Origin of the sequence: Nocardia sp. NPDC023733, from assembly GCF_040639775.1 — a bacterium.
GTDB lineage: Bacteria > Actinomycetota > Actinomycetes > Mycobacteriales > Mycobacteriaceae > Nocardia > Nocardia rosealba.
Genome location: NZ_JBFAAN010000001.1, coordinates 170,909 through 189,806 on the forward strand (window position 1 = coordinate 170,909; position 18,898 = coordinate 189,806).

16 protein-coding genes are annotated in these 18,898 nt (G+C 68.7%); 13 read left to right on the forward strand and 3 right to left on the reverse strand.

Features of this window, described 5'->3' with window-relative positions:
• Window positions 1-20: 20 nt before the first annotated feature.
• Window positions 21-212, reverse strand: a complete 192-nt coding sequence (gene rpmB, locus AB0F86_RS00740) for a 50S ribosomal protein L28 (RefSeq protein WP_011210730.1) — start codon at window positions 210-212, stop codon at window positions 21-23.
• A 292-nt stretch (window positions 213-504) separates the two neighbouring features.
• Between rpmB and AB0F86_RS00745 the strand changes: the two genes are divergently transcribed.
• Together AB0F86_RS00745 and recG are read left to right on the forward strand one after the other, a co-directional pair.
• Window positions 505-2,859, forward strand: a complete 2,355-nt coding sequence (locus AB0F86_RS00745) for a DAK2 domain-containing protein (protein WP_357171615.1) — start codon at window positions 505-507, stop codon at window positions 2,857-2,859.
• Between the two features lie 3 nt (window positions 2,860-2,862).
• The gene (recG, locus tag AB0F86_RS00750; protein WP_356986289.1) at window positions 2,863-5,124 is read left to right on the forward strand and encodes an ATP-dependent DNA helicase RecG; all 2,262 of its coding nucleotides are present in this window, start codon (window positions 2,863-2,865) and stop codon (window positions 5,122-5,124) included.
• 133 nt (window positions 5,125-5,257) lie between these two features.
• Here recG and AB0F86_RS00755 read toward each other — a convergent pair whose 3' ends face one another.
• Window positions 5,258-6,682: a short-chain fatty acyl-CoA regulator family protein gene (locus AB0F86_RS00755; protein WP_084456592.1), complete on the reverse strand. Its 1,425-nt coding sequence runs from the start codon at window positions 6,680-6,682 to the stop codon at window positions 5,258-5,260.
• A gap of 272 nt (window positions 6,683-6,954) precedes the next feature.
• On the opposite strand from AB0F86_RS00755, the gene AB0F86_RS00760 reads away from it, so the two are divergent.
• Genes AB0F86_RS00760 through coaD form a run of 3 tightly spaced genes read left to right on the forward strand, consistent with a single transcriptional unit; the run spans window position 6,955 to window position 11,402 of the window.
• On the forward strand, window positions 6,955-10,353 hold the full coding sequence (locus AB0F86_RS00760) for a pyruvate carboxylase (protein WP_181698454.1): 3,399 nt from the start codon (window positions 6,955-6,957) through the stop codon (window positions 10,351-10,353).
• Entirely contained in the window at window positions 10,350-10,913 is a 564-nt protein-coding gene (gene rsmD, locus AB0F86_RS00765; protein ID WP_225279161.1) for a 16S rRNA (guanine(966)-N(2))-methyltransferase RsmD, read from the forward strand. Before AB0F86_RS00760 ends, rsmD begins: the two co-directional genes overlap by 4 nt.
• Before the next feature lie 3 nt (window positions 10,914-10,916).
• On the forward strand, window positions 10,917-11,402 hold the full coding sequence (gene coaD / locus AB0F86_RS00770) for a pantetheine-phosphate adenylyltransferase (RefSeq protein WP_356986286.1): 486 nt from the start codon (window positions 10,917-10,919) through the stop codon (window positions 11,400-11,402).
• 86 nt (window positions 11,403-11,488) lie between these two features.
• Here the strand turns inward: coaD and AB0F86_RS00775 are convergent, their stop codons facing one another.
• Window positions 11,489-12,028, reverse strand: a complete 540-nt coding sequence (locus tag AB0F86_RS00775) for a GtrA family protein (protein ID WP_225279162.1) — start codon at window positions 12,026-12,028, stop codon at window positions 11,489-11,491.
• A gap of 208 nt (window positions 12,029-12,236) precedes the next feature.
• On the opposite strand from AB0F86_RS00775, the gene AB0F86_RS00780 reads away from it, so the two are divergent.
• From AB0F86_RS00780 to AB0F86_RS00815, 8 genes are all read left to right on the forward strand, one after another.
• On the forward strand, window positions 12,237-13,010 hold the full coding sequence (locus tag AB0F86_RS00780) for a DivIVA domain-containing protein (protein WP_067493372.1): 774 nt from the start codon (window positions 12,237-12,239) through the stop codon (window positions 13,008-13,010).
• Window positions 13,011-13,086: 76 nt separating this feature from the next.
• The gene (locus AB0F86_RS00785) at window positions 13,087-13,773 is read left to right on the forward strand and encodes a DUF177 domain-containing protein (protein ID WP_356986285.1); all 687 of its coding nucleotides are present in this window, start codon (window positions 13,087-13,089) and stop codon (window positions 13,771-13,773) included.
• 2 nt (window positions 13,774-13,775) lie between these two features.
• Window positions 13,776-13,958: a 50S ribosomal protein L32 gene (rpmF, locus tag AB0F86_RS00790; protein ID WP_022565580.1), complete on the forward strand. Its 183-nt coding sequence runs from the start codon at window positions 13,776-13,778 to the stop codon at window positions 13,956-13,958.
• Window positions 13,959-13,980: 22 nt separating this feature from the next.
• Window positions 13,981-14,700 carry a ribonuclease III gene (gene rnc, locus AB0F86_RS00795; protein ID WP_225279164.1) on the forward strand — a complete coding sequence of 240 codons (720 nt, stop codon included), beginning with the start codon at window positions 13,981-13,983 and terminating at the stop codon, window positions 14,698-14,700.
• A gap of 1 nt (window position 14,701) precedes the next feature.
• A complete protein-coding gene (gene mutM / locus AB0F86_RS00800) occupies window positions 14,702-15,610 on the forward strand; it encodes a bifunctional DNA-formamidopyrimidine glycosylase/DNA-(apurinic or apyrimidinic site) lyase (RefSeq protein WP_356986283.1) in 909 nt (302 codons plus the stop codon).
• A gap of 61 nt (window positions 15,611-15,671) precedes the next feature.
• The gene (locus AB0F86_RS00805; RefSeq protein ID WP_181698459.1) at window positions 15,672-16,253 is read left to right on the forward strand and encodes a dihydrofolate reductase family protein; all 582 of its coding nucleotides are present in this window, start codon (window positions 15,672-15,674) and stop codon (window positions 16,251-16,253) included.
• Window positions 16,254-16,255: 2 nt separating this feature from the next.
• On the forward strand, window positions 16,256-17,284 hold the full coding sequence (locus tag AB0F86_RS00810; protein WP_356986281.1) for a PHP domain-containing protein: 1,029 nt from the start codon (window positions 16,256-16,258) through the stop codon (window positions 17,282-17,284).
• Between the two features lie 86 nt (window positions 17,285-17,370).
• Window positions 17,371-18,879 carry a substrate-binding domain-containing protein gene (locus tag AB0F86_RS00815; protein ID WP_356986279.1) on the forward strand — a complete coding sequence of 503 codons (1,509 nt, stop codon included), beginning with the start codon at window positions 17,371-17,373 and terminating at the stop codon, window positions 18,877-18,879.
• Window positions 18,880-18,898: the final 19 nt, after the last annotated feature.

Genomic DNA, 18,898 nt, shown 5'->3' on the forward strand with positions numbered 1-18,898 from the left:
CAGAATGTACGGGCCGGAAATCAGCCGCGGACGACCTTGCCCGCCTTGAGGCAGGAGGTGCACACGTTCATCCGGCGGGTGTTGCCAGGGGCAACCTGCGCACGCACGGTCTGGATGTTCGGGTTCCAGCGACGGTTGGTGCGCCGGTGCGAGTGCGAGACCGACTTCCCGAAACCGGGGCCCTTGGCGCAGACGTCGCAAACGGCAGCCATGTCGCGAGCTCCTTCATGTCATAAGCGGTCAGCGCGCACGTGTGCCGCTGAACCGGAAACTGATGTCGTCAAATGCCTTGCCGACTTGCATCGGCCAGCGCAGACCTGTCGAGGCCGCACGAGGCAACCCTGCAAGCGTAGCGGGCCCGGCCGGGAACTTCCAAACCGGGTGTCCTGCTCGACGACGCGGACACGTGGTGCGCCCGTGGTCAGGGTACTGCTGTCGGTCGCTGGCGCTAACCTGGCTGCGATGCTCGGCGGTCGAGCACGGCCGACGGGGAACGAGGTGACGGTGACGCAGGTGCCCGAGGCGCTCGACGGCGCCGCGCTGCTGTCATGGGCCAGGTCCTGCCGCGCGGGGCTCGAGTCCCGCCGATCCGAGATCGACGCCCTCAACGTCTTCCCCATCGCCGATTCCGACACCGGAACCAACCTCCTGGCCACGATGCGGGCCGCCCTCGCTGCCGCCGAGGCCGACGGCGGTGCGCAGGAGCGGTCGCGCGTGCAGCCCGAGCTGGGGCAGACGCGTCATGCGACCGACTCGGTAGCCGTCGCGCCACTGGGTGGAGCGGTTTCGGGTGGGGCGGCTGAGGCCATGTCGGCTGACTCTTCGCCGAGTGTGCCGGCTTCGACCGGCGCGCAGTCGGCTGATGCGGTGCCAGGTGATCGTGGTGTGCAGGCGTCGGTTCCCGGGGAGCGATCGGAGATCGCGGGCGGCGGCGCGCTGGGCGATGGTCGGGCCGGGGAGGTGGCGAAGGCGCTGGCCCGTGGCGCCACGGCCGGGGCGCGGGGCAATTCCGGGATCATTCTTTCGCAGGTATTGCGGGGGATCGCCGAGGCGGTGGTGTCCGGGCCGTTGACCGGGGAGCGGTTGCGGGTGGCGTTGCGGCGGGCGGCGGTGCTGGTGCGGCAGGGGTTGAGCGCGCCGGTGGAGGGGACGATTCTGACGGTGCTCGACCGAGCTGCCGTCGCTGCCGCCGAGTCCGGAGACTCCTCGCTGGAGAGTGTGGCGAAGGCAGCCGCCGATGGTGCCGCACGTGCGCTGAACGAGACCCCCGCCCAACTCGGTGTGCTGCGGGCGGCCGGCGTGGTCGACGCCGGTGCGCGCGGTCTGCTGGTACTGCTTGACTGCCTTGTCGCCGAGGTGTGTGGTGTGGCTCCCGAACGCCATACCTACGCCCGTGAGCGAAGTGGCGGCGCGACACCGGCAACGGGTGCGCAGCGTCGGCACAGGCAGTCGATCAGCAGTTTCGAGCGCGGACGTGGTGAGGGGCAGCTGCCCAGTTCGGTCGGCGCGCATGCGGGTGGAGCCGATGCCCGGCGCGATCGCGGTGCGTCGCTCGGTGGTCGTGGCTTCGGCGAACACGCCGGGACGTGCGGTGACCACGACGAGGCACCAGGGCGCTGGAATGGCGAGGTGCCGGGGCGCCGGGATGGCGAGGCGGCGGGGCGCCGGGATGGCGAGGCGGCGGGGCGCCGGGATGACGAGGCGGCGGGGCGCCGGGATGACGAGGTGCCGGGGCGCCAGGATGGCGAAGTGCCGGGGCGCCAGGATGGCGAGGCGCGCGGGGTTGAGGGCGGGCCGGGCGGCGACCTGGACGAGTCGTTTTCTGGCCGCGACGGGGTGCGCGGAGAACGCGACGGTCTACGAGGGGACGAGGACCGGGGGCGCGGCGCCGACCCGCATTTCGAGGTCATGTATGTGATCTCCGGCACCGACGACACGGGCGCGGGGATGCTGCGGGAGCGGTTGGCGGTGCTCGGCGATTCCGTCGTCGTGGTCGGCGACGGGGATAGCACCTGGTCGGCGCATGTGCACTGCCGTGACGCGGGAGCGGCGATCGAGGCTGGGCTTGCGGTCGGGGCGTTGAGTGCCATCCGGGTCGAAAGTTTCGCCGTCACAGCGCACAACGGCGTCGGCGACCATGCGGAGTCGGCTCCGGTCGACGCGAGCTCCGTGGGGCGAACCACCCTTTCCACCGATGGGCTCGCTGACCGAGGGGTGGTCGCCGTCGTGGCCGGTGCTGATGCGGCGGAGCTGTTCCAGGACGCGGGCGCGGTGGTGTTGCGGGAGGACGAGGCCTTCGACGCCGACATCCTCCTGCGGACGATCCGGTCGATGCCGCACCGCGAGGTGCTTGTGCTGCCCAACGGTGCGCTGCCCGCGCAGGAACTGGTCGCCGTCGGTGTCGCCGCACGTGACGGTTCGCGCGACGTGCTGTTGTTGCCGAGCGCCTCGATGGTGCAGGGGCTCGCCGCGCTCGCGGTCCACGATCGAGGGCGGATCGCCGTCGACGACGCCTTCGCCATGTCCGAGGCGGCGGCGACCACCCGGTGGGGTGCGCTGCGGGCAGCCCGGGTGCGTGCGCTGACGATGGTCGGGACCTGTTCTCCCGGTGACGGTTTGGGCTTGGTCGGCGATGATGTGGTGGTGATCGACCCGGACGTGGTCGGCGCGGGACGTATCCTGCTCGACCGGATGCTCGGTCTCGGTGGGGAATTGGTGACCTTGCTGATGGGCGCGGGCGCCGGGCACGAACTGGGGCAGATTCTCGCCGATCATGTGCGCGCCGGATTCCCCGGCGTGGATGTGGTGGTGTATTCCGGTGGGCAGCAAGCGGATCTGGTGCAGATTGGGGTCGAGTAGACGATGACGACACTGAGCGACCGGCTCGACCACGTACTCGGCGTGAAGGCCGCCGACCGCCTGGCCGAAGCCTTCGACATGACCACCGTCGAAGACCTGCTGCGCCACTACCCGGCGCGCTACGCCACCCAGGGGCAGCCGCTGACGGAGGAGGAACCGGAAGAGGGCGCCCACATCACCGTCATCGGCCGGATCACCAAAACCGAACTGCGCCCGATGAAGAACCGCCGTGGCTCGCTGCTGAAGGTGCAACTCGACACCGGCGCCACCCGTCCCATCGAGGCCACCTTCTTCAACGGTGACAAGGTGCGTTACCTGGTGAAAGACGGTGTGCGGGCGATGATGTCGGGCACCGTGCACTGGTGGCGCCCCGACCGCTGGAACCTCTCGCACCCCGACTACCTGATCCTGCCCGACAAAGCCGAGGCGGGCGTGGAGCAGCTCACCTCGGTGCGTGGCAGCGGTGCGTTGCGCGGGCTGGCCCAGAGCGCCAAAGGCGCCGGGGGAGTGGATGCTTCGTTCTTCGAGCGGGAGTTCGTCCCGGTGTATCCGGCGACGGCGAAGGTGCAGAGCTGGGATCTGCTCGCCTGTATCCGCCAGGTCCTCGACCAGCTCGACCCGATCGACGACCCGCTCCCGGTGGACCTGCGCGAGGAACGCAACCTGCTCGAGGTGTCGGACGCGCTTCGCCTGATCCACCTGCCCGAACACAAGCTCGATATCGAGCGGGCAAGGGACCGTTTACGTTTCGACGAGGCCCTCGCCCTGCAGCTGGTGCTGGCCGAACGCCGTCACGAGGCGGAGGGCCGCACCGCCCCCGCCTGCCCGCCACGCACCGACGGCATCGCCGCCGACTTCGACCAGCGGCTGCCCTTCGAACTCACCGAAGGGCAGCGGCAGGTGATCGACGAGATCTCCGATGACATGTCGCGCACCCGCCCCATGCACCGCCTGCTGCAAGGCGAGGTGGGTTCGGGTAAGACGATCGTCGCCCTGCACGCCATGCTCCAGGCGGTGGACGCCGGTCGCCAGTGCGCGCTGCTCGCCCCGACGGAAGTGCTTGCCGCACAGCACTATCGGTCGCTGCGCGCGATGCTCGGCGATCTGGGCACCGCGGGGGAACTCGGCGCCGCCGAGAATTCGACCAAGGTGGTGTTGCTCACCGGCTCCATGTCGGCGGCGGCGAAGAAGTCCGCGCTGCTCGACGCGGTGACCGGCGAGGCGGGCCTCGTCATCGGCACCCACGCCCTCATCCAGGACGCGGTCGAGTTCTTCGACCTCGGTCTCGTGGTGGTCGACGAACAGCACCGTTTCGGCGTGGAACAGCGAGACGCGCTGCGCGCCAAAGCGAAAGGCGGCGTGAGTCCGCATCTGCTGGTCATGACCGCCACCCCCATTCCGCGCACGATCGCGATGACGACCCTGGGTGATCTGGAAACCTCCACGCTCACCCAGTTGCCCAAGGGTCGTTCGCCGATCACGTCGAAAGTCGTTGCGCGCAAACTGCATCCTGCCTGGGTGGAGCGGGCATGGGAACGCATCGTGGAAGAGGTCGGCCAGGGCAGGCAGGCCTATGTGGTGTGCTCGCGCATCGGCGAGGATCCGGACGCGCCACCGGCCAAGGGCAAGAAGGCCGAAGAGAAGGAAGGCCCCACGACCCAGGCCGCGGTCGACATGTACGAGACGCTGAGTACCGGACCGCTCGCGGGTGTGCGCGTGGGCCTGCTGCACGGGCGGTTGCCGTCCGACGAGAAAGACCACGTGATGCGCCAGTTCAACGACGGCGCGATCGACGTGCTGGTGTGCACCACTGTGGTCGAGGTCGGTGTCGACGTGCCGAACGCCACCGTGATGGTGATCGTCGACGCCGACCGGTTCGGCGTGAGCCAGCTGCACCAGCTGCGCGGTCGCATCGGGCGCGGCAAACATCCCGGCCTGTGCCTGCTGGTCACCGATGCCGCACCCGGCGGCACCGCGATGGCCCGGTTGGAAGCGGTCGCCGCCACCACCGACGGCTTCGAACTGTCGGTACTGGACCTGCGTCAGCGCCGGGAAGGTGACGTACTCGGCTCGGCCCAGTCCGGCACCGCGCGCTCGCTGCGCCTGCTCTCCCTGCTCGACGACCTCGAGGTCATCACCGCCGCCCAGGACCTGGCCCGCCGGATCGTCGCCGAGGACCCGGGCTTGGAGAAACACCCAGGCCTGGCGGGAATGATGAACGCCGCTGTCGACGGCGAACGACTCGAGTACCTCGCCAAGTCTTAGCAGTTCCGAGAGGGCCACGCGGTTTGCCCGGCGCCCCCCGCGCAGACGTTCGGCGCGGGCAATGTCGCGAAAACGCCCGCACGCCTACCAGCCGCCGAGGCTCGGCGCAGGGGTCGACCGGCGCGCCCAGGGCTCACCGCGGCAGACGCGGGTACGGCAGGTCGGTCGCCGTGTGCTCGGCGACCGCCAGCGGCCGTCCGATCTGCGGGAATGCCCGCTGTGGGCAGGCCGGTCGTTCGCACACCTTGCACCCGGCCCCGATCGGCACGGCGATATTCGGGTCGTCCACCTGCATCCCCTGCGAGTACACCAGCCGGTCGGCGTACTCGATATCGCACCCGAGCGCGACGACGAAGTTCTTCGCCGCAGTGCCGTATCCCTGTGCCGTGGCGGGTGTGGTGCGCGCGATCCACAGGTAGCGGCGCCCGTCGGGCATCTCCGCGACCTGGGTGAGGATGCGTCCCGGGTGGGCGAAGGCCTCATGGGTGACCCACAGCGGGCAGTTGCCGCCGACGCGGGAGAAGTGAAAAGCTGTGGCCGACTGACGCTTCGAGATGTTCCCCGCACGGTCGGTGCGTACCAGGAAGAACGGCACCCCACGCTGACCCTGTCGTTGCAGCGTCGCCAGCCGGTGGCAGACCGTTTCGAACCCGACTTCGAACCGCAACCCGAGCAGATCGACGTCGTAGCGCAGTTCCTCGGCCGACCGCAGGAACCGCCCGTAGGGCAGGATCAGCGCCCCGGCGAAGTAGTTGGCCAGCCCCACCCGCGCCAGCGTGCGCGACTCCCCGACCAGTGCCCGGGATTCGGCGAGCACATTGTCGATCTCGCGGCCGTAGAGCAGCAGGCCGAGAGTGGACGCGATCTGGAACGCGCGCTGCCCGGGCCGCAGCCGCCGGGCCAGGGTGAGCGTGCGGGTGTCCGGGTCGTAGTGGCGTTTGGGGATGGACGGGTCGGCGCCGTCGCCCCGCACGAGCACGGTGACGCCCGCGCGTTCCTCGGCGATCCGCGCCAGCTGCCGGTCCAGCGAACCGATGCTCAGCCCCGATTCCTCGAACAGCTGCTCGGCGGCGTGATCGAGGGTGGCGATGTGATTGCGGTGGTCGTAGAAGAAATCCCGGACGTCCTCGTAGGGCAGCGGTGTGCCCGGTGCGCCGGTCGGGGTGTCGACGCGGGAGGAGAGCAGATCGAGCTGATCGGTGGCCGCGCGCAGCCGCCGGTGCATGGCGATGACGATCCGCGCCACCTCCGGCAACCGGGTGGCCAGCTCCTCCACCTCGGTGATCGGTGCGGTGTCGCCACCGCCCGCCGCCTCGACGAGCACCTCGTGCAGGTCCGAGACCAGCCGCGCGTCGGAATCGGCGGCGAAGAACTGCACGTCCAGGTCGAAGGTCGAATTCAATTTCAGCAGAACGGGAATGGTGAGCGGACGCTGATCGCGTTCGAGCTGGTTGAGGTAACTCGGCGAGAGATCGAGCGATTTGGCCAGCGCGGCCTGGGTCATCCGTCGTTCTTCGCGTAGCCGTCGAAGTCTGGCCCCCGCGTACATCTTCCGCACGCCAGGATCCTAGCGCCGCTGGTTCGCAATGTTCGCTGAAAGTGGGGAATGCCCTAGGAGAAGTGCAGTCCCGCAAGGGATTCTGCCGCGGATTACTCGTGCGTAACATGCGAAGCGATCGTGGGCGCCGATCGCACCGGAGGCGGCGCGCGGCGGTGAGATGTGACGGCCGCGTAACCGCCGGTTCGCAGGTGGGCGGGGGCGGCGGTGAAGAATGCTGCGAACCCACCTTGCGTGCCGGACGGGTCGGTGCGGCCGGGTACCGTGGTCCAATGTTCTCGAAAGTCTTGGTCGCCAATCGCGGCGAGATCGCTATCCGTGCCTTCCGCGCGGCCTACGAACTCGGCATCGGAACGGTCGCGGTCTTCCCGCACGAGGACCGCAATTCCGTCCACCGGCTGAAGGCGGCCGAGTCGTATCAGATCGGCGAGGAGGGGCACCCGGTCCGGGCGTACCTCTCGATCGAGGCGATCATCGACGCGGCCAAGAGCGCGGGCGCCGACGCCATCTACCCCGGCTACGGCTTCCTGTCGGAGAACCCCGACCTCGCCGCGGCCTGCGCACGCGAGGGCATCACCTTCATCGGCCCGTCGGCGCAGGTGCTGGAGATGGCGGGCAACAAGGCGACCGCGATCGAGGCCGCCCGGGCCGCTGGTCTGCCGGTGCTGAAGTCGAGCGAACCGAGTGCCGACATCGACGAGCTGCTCGCCGCATCCGAGCAGCTCGAGTACCCGATCTTCGTCAAGGCCGTGGCCGGTGGTGGTGGGCGCGGTATGCGCCGGGTCGCCGCGCCGGAGCAGCTGCGCGAGTCGATCGAGGCCGCCTCTCGTGAGGCCGAGTCGGCCTTCGGCGACCCGACGGTGTTCCTCGAGCAGGCGGTGGTGAATCCGCGCCACATCGAGGTGCAGATCCTGGCCGACCAGCACGGCAATGTGATGCACCTGTTCGAGCGCGACTGTTCGCTGCAGCGCCGCCACCAGAAGGTCATCGAGCTCGCGCCCGCCCCGAACCTCGACCCGGCGCTGCGCGAGCGGATCTGCGCCGACGCCGTCGCCTTCGCCCGCCAGATCGGGTACAGCAACGCGGGCACGGTCGAGTTCTTGCTCGACGAGCGCGGCAACCACGTGTTCATCGAGATGAACCCGCGGATCCAGGTGGAGCACACGGTGACCGAGGAGATCACCGATGTCGACCTGGTGCAGTCGCAGTTGCGCATCGCGGCCGGGGAAACCCTCGCCGACCTGGGCCTGAGCCAGGACAAGGTAGCGATCCGCGGCGCCGCGCTGCAGTGCCGCATCACCACCGAGGACCCGGCCAACGGTTTCCGTCCCGACACCGGCCGCATCACCGCCTACCGCACGCCCGGCGGTGCGGGCATCCGTCTCGACGGTGGCGCGAACCTGGGCGCGGAGATCGGCGCCTACTTCGACTCCATGCTGGTCAAGCTCACCTGCCGCGGCCGCGACCTGCCCGCGGCCGCCGCGCGTGCCCGCCGCGCGCTGGCCGAGTTCCGCATCCGTGGCGTGACGACCAATATCCCGTTCCTGCTGTCGGTGCTCGACGACCCCGATTTCCAGGCGGGCCGGGTGACCACCTCGTTCATCGACGAGCGACCGGAGTTGCTCACCTCGCGCGGCTCGGCCGACCGTGGCACCAAGATCCTGACCTACCTGGCCGATGTCACCGTCAACAAGCCCAACGGTGACCGCCCGACCACGGTGTACCCGTACGACAAGCTCCCCGCCGTCGACCTGACGGTGCCGCCGCCGGACGGTTCGCGCCAGCGTCTGCTCGCCCTCGGACCGGAAGGGTTCGCGAAGGCTCTGCGCGAGCAGAAGGCTGTCGGCGTCACCGACACCACCTTCCGCGACGCGCATCAGTCGCTGCTCGCCACCCGGGTGCGCACCAACGGCCTGCTCGGTGTGGCGGGCCACGTCGCCCGGCTCACTCCCGAGCTGCTGTCGATCGAGGCATGGGGCGGCGCGACTTACGATGTGGCGCTTCGCTTCCTGCACGAGGACCCGTGGGAGCGCCTCGCCGCGCTGCGCGAGGCGGTGCCGAACATCTGTCTGCAGATGCTGCTGCGTGGCCGCAACACCGTCGGCTACACGCCGTACCCGGAGCAGGTGACGCGGGCGTTCGTGTCCGAGGCCGCCACCACCGGCATCGACATCTTCCGCATCTTCGACGCGCTCAACAATGTCGACCAGATGCGCCCGGCCATCGACGCGGTCCGCGAGACCGGCACCTCGATCGCCGAGGTCGCCATGTCCTACACCGGCGACCTGCTGAACCCCGACGAGCAGCTCTACACCCTCGACTACTACCTGAAGCTGGCCGAGCAGATCGTCGACGCGGGTGCCCACGTCCTGGCCATCAAGGACATGGCCGGTCTGCTGCGCGCACCGGCGGCCGCGAAGCTGGTCACCGCGCTGCGCAGCAACTTCGACCTGCCGGTGCACGTGCACACCCACGACACACCCGGCGGTCAGCTCGCCACCTACCTCGCCGCCTGGCAGGCAGGCGCCGACGCCGTCGACGGCGCGAGCGCGGCGATGGCGGGCACCACGTCGCAGCCCGCGCTGTCGGCGATCGTCGCCGCGGCCGCGCACACCGAGCGCGATACCGGCCTGAACCTGCAGAACGTGTGCGATCTCGAGCCGTACTGGGAGGCGCTGCGCAAGGTGTACGCGCCGTTCGAGTCGGGTCTGCCCGCGCCGACCGGGCGCGTGTACACCCACGAGATCCCCGGCGGTCAGCTGTCGAACCTGCGTCAGCAGGCGATCGCGCTCGGCCTCGGTGACCGGTTCGAGGAGGTCGAGGCCAAGTACGCGGCGGCCGACCGGCTGCTGGGCCGCCTCATCAAGGTGACGCCGTCGTCGAAGGTGGTCGGCGATCTGGCCCTCGCCCTGGTCGGTTCCGGCGTGGACATCGAGGACTTCGCCGCCGACCCCGGCCGCTACGACATCCCGGACTCGGTGATCGGATTCCTGCGCGGCGAGCTGGGCGAACCGGCCGGAGGCTGGCCCGAACCGTTCCGGAGCAAGGCCTTGGCCGGCCGCAACGAACCCAAGCCGGAAACCCCGCTCACCACAGCCGATCAGGCCGGGCTCGACGGCACCTCCGAAGAGCGGCGCGCCACCCTCAACCGGCTGCTGTTTCCCGGCCCGACCGCCGAGTTCCTGGCCCACCGCGAGAAGTACGGCGACACCACCGGCCTGTCGGAGAACCAGTTCTTCTACGGTCTGCGCCGCGGCGAGGAGCACCGGGTGCAGCTGGAGAAGGGCGTCACCCTGCTCATCGGCCTGGAAGCCATCTCCGAGCCGGACGAGAAGGGCATGCGGACGGTCATGTGCATCATGAACGGGCAACTGCGACCGATCGCGGTGCGCGACCGGTCGGTCGCCTCCGAGGTGCCTGCCGCCGAGAAGGCCGACAAGAACAACGCCGGCCACATCGCCGCCCCCTTCGCGGGCGTGGTCACTCTCGCGGTCACCGAGGGCGACACCATCAACGCCGGCGACACCGTCGGCACCATCGAGGCCATGAAGATGGAAGCGGCCATCACCGCGCCGCGCGCCGGTGTGGTCCGCCGCATCGCCACCGCCAAGGTGCAGCAGGTCGAAGGTGGGGATCTGCTGGTGGAACTGGCCGCGCGCGAGTCGGAATGACCCGCATCATCGCCGGTGTGGCCGGCGGGCGGCGCCTCACGGTGCCGCCCGCGGGTACCCGGCCCACCTCCGACCGGGTGCGCGAGGCACTGTTCAGCGCCATCGACGCCCGGCTCGATCTCGACGGCGCACGGGTACTCGACCTGTACGCCGGATCGGGCGCGCTCGGGCTGGAAGCCCTCTCGCGCGGCGCGTCCCAGGCGTTGTTGATCGAGGCCGACCGCAAGGCAGGTGCGGTGGTGCGCGCCAATATCGCCGAGCTGAACCTGCCCGGCGCCGAACTGCGGCTCGGCAGCGTCTCCTCGGTACTGGCTCGTCCGGCTCCCGTGGCGTACGACGTAGTGTTCTCCGACCCGCCCTACGACGTGAGCACCGACGACGTCACCGCCGACCTGCGTGCCCTCGCCGAACACGGCTGGCTCGCACCCGAGGCGCTGGTGGTGGTGGAACGCTCGATCCGTTCACCCGAAATCACCTGGCCCGCAGGGTATTCGGTGCTGAAGGCGCGAAAATACGGGGAGACCAGGATCGAGCTCGCCGAATACGGTGCTAGCGTCTGAGTCATGGCTGCAGCACTGTGCCCCGGTTCCTTCGATCCGGTCACCAACGGTCACCTCGACGTGTTCGCTCGCGCGGCCGCACAGTTCGACGAGGTGATCGTCACCGTCAACGTGAACCCCAAGAAACAGGGGATGTTCACCGTCGAGGAGCGCATGGAACTGCTGCGCGAATCGGTGTCGCACCTGCCGAACGTGCGCGTCGCCTCCTGGCAGGGCCTCACGGTCGACTTCGCCAAGAAGGAAGGCGTGAGCGCGATCGTGAAGGGTCTGCGCGACGCGGGCGACTTCGGCTACGAACTGCAGATGGCGCAGATGAACCAGAAACTGGCCGGTGTCGACACTTTCTTCATCGCCACCAACCCTTCGCTGAGCTTCCTGTCCAGTTCCCTCGTGAAGGAAGTAGCGGCCCTGGGCGGTGACGTGAGCGACATGCTCCCACCCGCGGTCCACAAGCGCCTCCTCGACCGCCTCGCGGAACGCAAGAACTGATCTCGCGAGCACATGGGTAACTCGCCGGGCACCGGCTCCGGCGACCACTCACCTTCGTCTGGCCGCCGACGCAATTCCGCCCGTGCCTAAGCCTGGCCTGAATTCGCGGAGAGGCGGAACAAACCTCTGAGCGCCAGGAAGCGGAGGCCGCCGACGGCGGCGGTGATGGTGAGGACGGCCAGCGCCTGGGCGACATCGCCGAGGCCGGGGGCCCAGACGCCGAGCGCGCCGAGGCTCGCGGTCGTGATGACCAGCCCGAGCAGGGCGAGCCCACCACCTTCCCACTGTGCGGTGAACCAGCCGACGCGATCGGTGGCGTGGAAGGTGAGCTGACGGTGCAGTTCGTTGGCGATCACGGTGCTCACGATCGAGCCGGCCACATTGGCCACCAGCGGGCCGGTGCCGATCATCGTGAAGAACAGCAGCACATAGGCGATATTGCTGGCGCCGCCGACCAGGGCGAACCGGATGAGCTGGGGGAAGGCATGGTCGCCGCGCAGGTACTCGAGGGCACGGTCGAGCCGGGGCCGGGCCGCGGGTGCGGCGGGCATCGTCGTCGGGTACGGGGCGAACCAGGGTGTGAAAACGCTCGTCACCGGATACTTCGGTGTTTCCAGGACGGTCATGATCGCTCCGATCGCGGTACAGGCGTCGACGCCGTTGTCGTGCCCTTCGATCGTAGCGAAGTGGAGGGTTGCACTCCACTTGATATCTGTGCGATCTCGGACACTGTCGCGACACACCGCGCCGACATTCGGCACACCGGCCGATCACGGGCAGACTGGGCACGGCGGTAGCCGTTTTTCGCCGTGAGTCCGCAGGAGGGTAGTGAGCATGTATCGCGTATTCGAAGCACTCGACGAGCTCGTCGCCATCGTCGAGGAGGCGCGCGGCATCCCGCCGACCCGCAGCTGCATCGTGCCCCGAGGTGATGTCCTCGAGCTGCTCGACGACGTCCGGGACGCCCTACCCGGCGAACTCGACGATGCCCAGGACGTACTCGACCACCGCGACAAGATCGTCGGCGACGCTCGTGCGGGCGCCGAGACCACCATCACCTCGGCCAACGAGCAGGCCCGCACCACCGTCGAGGACGCGCGCGCCGAGGCCGACCGGATCCTGGCCGACGCCAAAGCCCACGCCGACCGCATGGTCGCCGAGGCCACCGCGCACGCCGACCGTCTCGTCGCGGCCGCGCAGGCCGAAGCCGACCAGGTGGTCGCCGACGGCAACGCCGAATACGACGAACTCACCGGCCGCGCCCAGATCGACGCCGACCGGGCCATCGAGGCGGGCAAGGCCTCCTACGAGCGCTCGGTCGCCGACGGCGAGGCCGAGCAGGCCCGCCTGGTCTCGCAGACCGAGGTCGTGCGGGCCGCGCACGCCGAGTCCGCGCGCCTGATCGACGAGGCGCAGGCCGAGTCCGACCGGGTCCGCGCCGAATGCGACGAATACGTCGATCAGCGGATGGCCGAATTCGACGGCAAACTCGCCGCACTCGAGGAGACGCTCACCACCACCCGGCGCACGATCACCCGGGGCCGCAGGCACATGCGCGGCGCTCCGGCGCCCGACTATCCCGAATACGCCGCCGAGCACCGTCGGTGACGTTTTGAATTCGGGCGGGGTCCTGCATTACTGTTGAGTGGTTGCCCACGATCCCCTCAGCAGAAGTGAGTTTGTGATGTCCGCCCGTTCCGGTTCGCCTTCGCGTCCGCACAAGACCAGCAACGGTCCTGTGTCCGACGCGGGTTTCGTGCTGGATGTCCGCAATCTCGGCCGTCGGCCGGGAACCATGCGGGAGGTGCGGCGCACCGCCACCGAGCACGAGCGGATGGGTCTCGACCTGATCGCCATCCCGGCCGACGCCGAGGTGGACCTCGACCTGCAGCTGCAGGCGGTCTCGGAGGGCGTGCTGGTCACCGGCACGGTGTCCGGGCCGACGGTCGGGGAGTGCTCGCGCTGCCTCGAGCCGTTCGAGGACCGGGTCGAGGTTCGTCTGACGGAACTGTTCGCGTATCCGGACAGCAAGACCGAGCAGACGACCGAGGACGCCGAGGTCTACCGCATGGAAGACGACCTCATCGACCTCGAGCCGGTGATTCTCGACGCCATCGGGCTGGAGCTTCCGCTGCAGCCGCTGTGCACGCCGGACTGCGCGGGCCTGTGCCCCGAATGCGGTGTGCGGATGGCGATTGCCGGTCCCGATCATGGGCATGAGATACTGGATCCCCGCTGGGCCAAGTTGGCATCGTTCGCCTCCGAGGCGCCCGGCACCGGCGATCCCGCCGAGGGTTCCACCCCCCAAGACCGATCCGCTCCCGGGGCAGACGACGCCCGTGTGGTCAGCGAAAACCAAGAGGAGAAGTAGCCGTGGCTGTTCCCAAGCGCCGGATGTCCCGTTCCAACACCCGGTCGCGGCGCAGCCAGTGGAAGGCCGTTGCGCCGACCCTGGTCACCTGCCCGAACCGTGCCTGCGGTGAGAAGACTCTCCCGCACATCGCGTGCCCGTCCTGCGGTACCTACAAGGGCCGCCAGGTCACCGCTGCTGTCTGATCGCCCGATCAAACGTAGCGACGTGACCGATCACGCCAGTCTCCTCGCCGCCCTCGGTGTCGACGTACGACCGGAGCTTCTGCGCCTCGCGCTGACGCACCGGTCGTACGCGTACGAGAACGGTGGCCTGCCGACCAACGAGCGCCTGGAATTCCTCGGCGACTCGGTGCTCGGCCTGAGCATCACCGAACGCCTCTACACCGAGCACCCGGAGAAGTCCGAGGGTGAACTCGCGAAGCTGCGCGCCAGTGTGGTGAACATGCACGCGCTCGCCGAAGTGGCGCGTGGCCTCGGCGACGGCGGACTCGGTCAATACCTGCTGCTCGGCAAGGGCGAAGAGCTCACCGGCGGCCGTGACAAGCCGAGCATCCTCGCCGACGGCATGGAGTCGTTGCTCGGTGCGGTGCACCTCGAGCACGGCATCGAGGTGGCGCGTGGTGTGGTGCTTCGCCTGTTCGCCGATCTCCTCGAGCGCGGTCCACGCATGGGCGCGGGCCTCGACTGGAAGACCAGCTTGCAGGAACTCACCGCCGAACGCGGTCTCGGCGTGCCCGCCTACGAGATCACCTCCACCGGCCCGGATCACAACAAGGAGTTCACCGCCACCACGGTGATCGCCGGGAATCCGTACGGTTCGGGTGTCGGCCGCTCCAAGAAGGAAGCCGAGCAGAAGGCCGCCGGTGCCGCCTACAAGGCGCTTACCGAGAAGACCGCCGCCGCGGACGAAGCCGCCCAAGCCTGACGTGCCGGAACTTCCCGAAGTCGAGGTGGTGCGGCGCGGTCTGGCCGAGCACGCCGTCGGCCGGGTCCTCGAGGACGTGACCGTCACCCATCCGCGTGCTGTGCGCAGGCATGTGGCAGGTCCGGCCGACCTGTCCGCGCAGCTCACCGGGCTGCGAATCGACGCCGCTCACCGGCGCGGCAAGTATCTCTGGCTCACCTTCGACGAGGTCCGGCCGCACCGGACCGACAGCGGCGACCCCGCATCGGCAGCCGCAATGGACTTGGCCCTGGTCGTGCATCTGGGGATGAGCGGCCAGATGTTGGTGCAGCCCGCCGCGGCGCCGGTCGAGAAGCACGCCCATATCCGGGCGGTCCTCGACGACGGCGCCGAATTGCGGTTCGTCGACCAGCGCACGTTCGGCGGGTGGTCGCTGGCCGGGCTCGTCGAGGTCGACGGGAGCATCGTCCCCGACACCGTCGCCCACATCGCCCGCGACCCTCTCGATCCGCGTTTCGATCGCGAAGCTGTCGTCGCCGCGATCCGGGCCAAGAACACCGAGATCAAACGGGTGCTGCTCGATCAGACCGTGGTGTCGGGCATCGGCAATATCTATGCCGACGAGGCGCTGTGGCGGGCCGGGCTGCACGGCACCCGGATCGCCGCGAGCCTGACCCGTCCCGCGCTGCGCACCCTGCTCGATGCGGTCACCGCCGTGATGACCGAGGCGCTTGCCGTCGGCGGCACTTCCTTCGACGCGCTGTATGTGAACGTGAACGGCGAATCCGGGTATTTCTCCCGGTCGCTGGCCGCCTACGGCCGCGAGAACGAACCGTGTGATCGCTGCGGTGCCCTGTTGATCCGTGAACAGTTCATGAATCGGTCGTCGTTTTCCTGTCCGACGTGTCAGCGGAAGCCGCGTCGACGCTGATCGCGGCGCGATACCGTTTCCCTGACAGATCTGCCGCAGGTGGGGTCCCAGGAGGACGGGTATGCGCAAGCTGACGTATTTCGTGGCATCGACGATCGACGGTTTCATCGCCGCCGAGGACGGGTCGGTGGACTTCTTCCCGGTGGGCGGTGATCACGTGCCATCGATCATCTCGCAATACCCGGAGACACTGCCGACCAAGGTGCGCGAGGCGCGCGGGGTCGCGGCGGGCAATATCTATTTCGACACCGTCATCATGGGCCGCAAGGCCCACGACTTCGGAGTACGCACCGGCACTGCGAGCCCGTACGAGCATTTGCGCCAGTTCGTCGTGTCGACCACGATGCCCGAGCCACCCGCACCCGGCGTCGAGGTGATATCCGGCGATCCGATCGCGGCGGTGCGCGATCTGAAAAAGCAAGCAGGCCTGGGTATCTGGCTCTGCGGTGGCGGTGAACTCGCCCAGACCCTGCTGCCCGAGATCGACCAGGTGTTCCTGAAGCTGTATCCGGTGCTGCTCGGCACCGGGAGGCCGCTGTTCGGTGGTGGCATGAAACTGCCCGAGCCCGAACGCTTCCGGGTGATCACCAGCCGGGTGTATTCCGACGGTGTCGCCTTCCTCAAGTACGGCCGGATCCGGTAGCGATGACGGGCCTCGATCCGGTGGCCGCCCTGCGCGAGATCGCGTTCTGGCTCGAACGATCGCGCGCCCAGACCCATCGCGTGAAGGCCTACCGGCGGGCCGCCGACGTCGTCGAGGGTCTGTCGGAGGACGAAAGATCCTCGCGCGCGGCCGAACACAGCTGGCAGGACCTGCCCGGCATCGGACCCAAGACCGCGACGGTCATCGAACAGGCTTGCGCCGGTGAGATCCCCGCCTACCTGGCCGACCTGCGCACGGCCGCGGAACCCATCGGCCCTGCGGGCGAGCCCCTACGCACTGTGCTCCGCGGTGACCTGCACACCCATTCCGACTGGTCCGACGGCGGCAGCCCGATCGGCGAGATGATGCGCATGGCCGCCGCACTCGGCCACGAGTACTGCGCGCTCACCGACCACTCCCCGCGCCTGAAAGTCGCCAACGGCCTGTCCGCCGAACGGTTGCTGCGCCAACTCGACGTGATCGCCGAACTCAACGACGAACTCGCCCCCTTCCGCATTCTCACCGGCATCGAGGTCGACATCCTCGACGACGGCACCCTCGACCAGCGCGCGGACCTGCTCGAACGGCTCGACATCGTGGTCGCCAGCGTGCACTCACACCTGCGCGACGACAGCGCGACCATGACCAAACGCATGGTCTACGCCGTGGCCGACCCGAATGTCGACGTGCTCGGCCACTGCACCGGCCGGCTCGTGGAAGGCGGGCGCGGGACCCGCCCCGAATCCAGCTTCGACGCCGAGCTCGTCTTCGAGGCCTGCCGCAAGTACGGCACAGCCGTGGAGATCAACAGCCGCCCCGAACGCCGCGACCCGCCCGCGCGGCTGATCGACCTCGCGGTCGAGGTCGGCTGTTACTTCAGCATCGACACCGACGCTCATGCACCGGGCCAATTGTCCTGGCAGGGCTACGGATGCGAACGTGCCGTCGCGCACGGGGTGACGGCCGATCGGGTCGTCAACACGTGGCCGCTGGACGACCTGCTCGCCTGGACGGCGGAATCCGGTGGGTGAAAGTTTGCCCAACAGCTGATGTCGGCGGCCGGGCGGCGGGTCCTCCTCTGATACAACTCGATTCGGACGAGTGGTGTGGGGGACTGGTGAACTTTCCGATCGAGATCGTGCTGTCGGTGCTCGGTATCGCCGTCGCCACCGCAACCTTCCTGCTGCAATTCGTACTGGTCGGTCGCAAACGCGTCGGGTACCGGGTACAGATGGACACGCCGGTGACCGGCGAAACCGAATCGGTGCTCGCAGGGGCGCTCCACAACCTCACGACGGGCGCGGGCGGCAACGAGCAGCTGGCGCGGCTGTCGTTGGTTCTGGTGCGGATCGAGAACGCGGGCAGCTTGCGCATCGGTGACGACGACTACGTGACGCGCACCAACAGCGAGGTGGGATTGCATCTGGTCTTCCCCGAACGCAAGGTGATCGGGCTCGCGGTCAACGAACTGTCCAACGGTGTACAGCGTGACAATTTCGACGCCGATTCCGCACTGGCGCAACGTGACGAGGTCGTCCGTGCGCAGCCGCGCGGCATCATCGACCTTCCGAAGGTGCCGCTGGAGCGGGGGCAGCACTACAAGATTCTCGCGGTTCTGCGCCGGGAGACCGGATCCGGTGAACCGGAAGCTCCGTTCGTCGAGGGCAGCATCAAGGGTGGCTCTGTCGCGGTGACAGAGAGCAACTCCGGGCCGAGTAAGAAGATGCTCGCGCTGTGCGGCTTTCTGGTCGCCGTGGTGGTCGTTCAGCTGGTTCTCTCGATCGTGCGGCCAAACCCCAAACCGAGCTACTGTGCCGACGGCAACCTCACCCTCGTGGGCTCCACCGCCATGGAGAAGATGGTTCGCGAGGCCGCGAAGAACTACGAAACCCACTGCTCCGGTGCCGGATTCACGTTCGACTTCGCCGGCACGAGCGACGGTCTGCGCGTGCTGGACAAACCCGAGCCCGCACCCGACACCGTCGCCATCGGCGAGGGCCCCAAGCGCGACACCTTCCCCAACCTCTTCGAGACTCCGTTCGCGGTGGCCCCGTTCGCCGTGGTCACCCACCCCGGCCTCGGCATCGCCGACTTGTCGACCGCACAGATCCAGCGCCTGTTCCGCGGCGAGATCGACAACTGGCGAATGCTCGGTGGTCCGGATCTGCCCGTGGTCGTCGTGGATCGCCAGCACGGATCCGGGTCGCGGTTCGCCCTCGAAGCCCGCCTGCTCGACTGGCAGCGCCCGCTCTACCAGCCCGAATTCTGTGCGGGCAGATCGCGACTTGTGCACTGCGAGGTCGGCTCCACCGGGGAGATGGCCGAGGTCGTCGCCGCGACGCCGGGCGCGGTGGGCTACCTCGAGGCGACGACCGTCGGCGAGGGGCTGCGCGCGGTGACCATCGATGGGCAGCCGGCGACCAAAACCCATGTGGCCGACCGCAGCTACCCGTTCTACTCGGTGGAATTCGCCTTCCACGACTACCCGGGCGGCGACATGCCCGCCGGGTCGCTCGCCGCGAAATTCGTCGACTATCTCGTCTATGGTGACGGGCGGCTCGTCGTCGCCGAATTCGGTGGCATCGCCTGCCTGGAGTTGGCCAGGCGATCAGAATGCGAACCGTAATCGAAGTGTGCTGATCGGT

What these genes read in the sequence shown, in the direction of transcription:
- rpmB (WP_011210730.1), bottom strand. Translation starts at nt 212, where the DNA reads ATGGCTGCCGTTTGCGACGTCTGCGCCAAGGGCCCCGGTTTCGGGAAG.
- recG (WP_356986289.1), top strand. Translation starts at nt 2,863, where the DNA reads ATGACGACACTGAGCGACCGGCTCGACCACGTACTCGGCGTGAAGGCC.
- AB0F86_RS00760 (WP_181698454.1), top strand. Translation starts at nt 6,955, where the DNA reads ATGTTCTCGAAAGTCTTGGTCGCCAATCGCGGCGAGATCGCTATCCGT.
- rsmD (WP_225279161.1), top strand. Translation starts at nt 10,350, where the DNA reads ATGACCCGCATCATCGCCGGTGTGGCCGGCGGGCGGCGCCTCACGGTG.
- coaD (WP_356986286.1), top strand. Translation starts at nt 10,917, where the DNA reads ATGGCTGCAGCACTGTGCCCCGGTTCCTTCGATCCGGTCACCAACGGT.
- AB0F86_RS00775 (WP_225279162.1), bottom strand. Translation starts at nt 12,028, where the DNA reads ATGACCGTCCTGGAAACACCGAAGTATCCGGTGACGAGCGTTTTCACA.
- AB0F86_RS00780 (WP_067493372.1), top strand. Translation starts at nt 12,237, where the DNA reads ATGTATCGCGTATTCGAAGCACTCGACGAGCTCGTCGCCATCGTCGAG.
- AB0F86_RS00785 (WP_356986285.1), top strand. Translation starts at nt 13,087, where the DNA reads ATGTCCGCCCGTTCCGGTTCGCCTTCGCGTCCGCACAAGACCAGCAAC.
- AB0F86_RS00805 (WP_181698459.1), top strand. Translation starts at nt 15,672, where the DNA reads ATGCGCAAGCTGACGTATTTCGTGGCATCGACGATCGACGGTTTCATC.
- AB0F86_RS00810 (WP_356986281.1), top strand. Translation starts at nt 16,256, where the DNA reads ATGACGGGCCTCGATCCGGTGGCCGCCCTGCGCGAGATCGCGTTCTGG.